This window comes from Streptomyces sp. NPDC059900, from assembly GCF_050270335.1.
In the GTDB taxonomy this organism is placed as follows: Bacteria; Actinomycetota; Actinomycetes; order Streptomycetales; family Streptomycetaceae; genus Streptomyces.
The window spans coordinates 1-1,545 of the sequence record NZ_JBNNJZ010001051.1 but is presented as its reverse complement, the minus strand read 5'-3'; the positions used below and the strand labels follow the sequence as shown (position 1 = coordinate 1,545).

Here is a 1,545-nt window from a genome sequence, read left to right as displayed (position 1 = left end):
GGCCTGCACACAGCGGACATCAGCATGAGCAGGCGCGGCGAGGGCGAGATGCGGCAGGCCCAGCTGTGGAGCGGCGACGGTACATGCGTAACCATCGTCAATTACGAGGACTGGTGGAAGCCTCGGGCGGTCACCGTCTATGGGCCCCGCAATCTGTGGGCCGAAGTCGTCGCCGGCTTCACGCGCTGGTGCGTGGCCGGATCGCCGCACTACACCCGCTACGGGCTGACCATCGACGAGTCCGGCACCAACCTGTGGCTCGATCACCCCGAGCAGCGCGTCGACCAGTAGAAATCACCTCGCGCCCGGCGCCGCCCGCCGAGCCAGCCGATATGGTCATCGTGGACGACATCGAGGCGCTGACCGCCGAGGCGGTACCGGGCTGCAACGACGACAACCCCTACCGCTGAGCCCAGACCCCGCTCAGTACGGCATATCCCCCGCGCTCGCCCGTTGTCTGAAAAGGTGCCGCTCACGCCGACCGACCGCATCGCCTTCACCGACCTGCCCGCCCCCCCCTCCGTGAGGCGATCGCCACGCAGACCGGCCCCATCGCCGTCGTGGAGATGATGGAGGGCGGCTTCAACTCGTCGGTCGCCGCACGCATCCACACCCCGCGCGGCCCGTTCTTCGTCAAGGCCCTGCCCGCCGATCACCCCCGCGTGTGGACCCAGCAGCGCGAGGCGCAGATCTCCACGTACGTGGCACGCATCGCCCCGCGCGTTCTGGCCCACATCCAGCAGGACGACTGGGACGTCCTCGTCACCGAAGCCATCGAGGGCCGTCACCCCGACTACCGGCCCACCTCCCCGGACCTGCCCGCGATCGTGGACGCCCTGTGCTGGCTGTCCTACCTGGACGCCCCCGCCGGGGTCGAGGTGAAGAACGCCGCCGAGCGCCTGGCCGCGTTCGTGCCCGCCGATCAGCTTCATCTCTTCGAGGGCGACACCCTCTGCCACACCGACCCCAACCCCTCGACTCTCCTCGTCGACGGCGGCCGGGTGAAGTTCGTCGACTGGGCCTGGGCCACACGCGGCCCCGCCTGGCTGGACGCCGGATACTGGCTGCTGTGGCTGATCGCCGAGGGCGGCCAGACCCCCGAGGCCGCGCACGCGGCGGCGGCACGCGTCCCCGCCTTCCAGCAAGAGCCCGCCTCCGTGCTCACCGTGTTCGCCGACGCGCAGGCCGACTTGTGGGCGTCCATCGCCGCCGCCCCCTGGACCCAGCGCATGCAAGCCGGGACCAAGGCCTGGGCCGACTACCTGCGCACCACGACGTGAGGAGCCCGCGGCCGCAGCGTGACGCACGTGAACGTGCCATCCAGCGCCCACCGGCGAAAGCGCGTGTAGAGCGACTGCCATGGCCCGTACCGGGTGGGCACATCCCGCCAGGCGGCACCCGCACGGATCTTCCACACGATCCCGTTCAGCATCGTTCGGTCATCCGCCCGCGGACGACCGAACGACGGTGCAGGAAGGAACGGGCGTAACAACTCCCATTCCTCATCGGTCAGTTCAAAGCGACGATTCACGAGAGTCATCATCC

At 69.6% G+C, this 1,545-nt stretch carries 2 protein-coding genes and 1 pseudogene; 2 read left to right on the top strand and 1 reads right to left on the bottom strand.

From position 1 onward, the window contains the following. Both ACQKIP_RS47115 and ACQKIP_RS47110 read left to right on the top strand, forming a co-directional pair. A pseudogene (locus ACQKIP_RS47115) lies at nt 1-291 on the top strand (hypothetical protein); the annotation flags it as partial. 269 nt (nt 292-560) lie between these two features. Then, nucleotides 561-1,280 carry an aminoglycoside phosphotransferase gene (locus ACQKIP_RS47110; protein WP_365861960.1) on the top strand — a complete coding sequence of 240 codons (720 nt, stop codon included), beginning with the start codon at nt 561-563 and terminating at the stop codon, nt 1,278-1,280. Here the strand turns inward: ACQKIP_RS47110 and ACQKIP_RS47105 are convergent. Beyond that, nucleotides 1,259-1,545, bottom strand: a 287-nt coding sequence (locus tag ACQKIP_RS47105) for a transposase (protein WP_365861961.1), incomplete at its 5' end; no start/stop codon positions are given. The genes ACQKIP_RS47110 and ACQKIP_RS47105 overlap by 22 nt on opposite strands.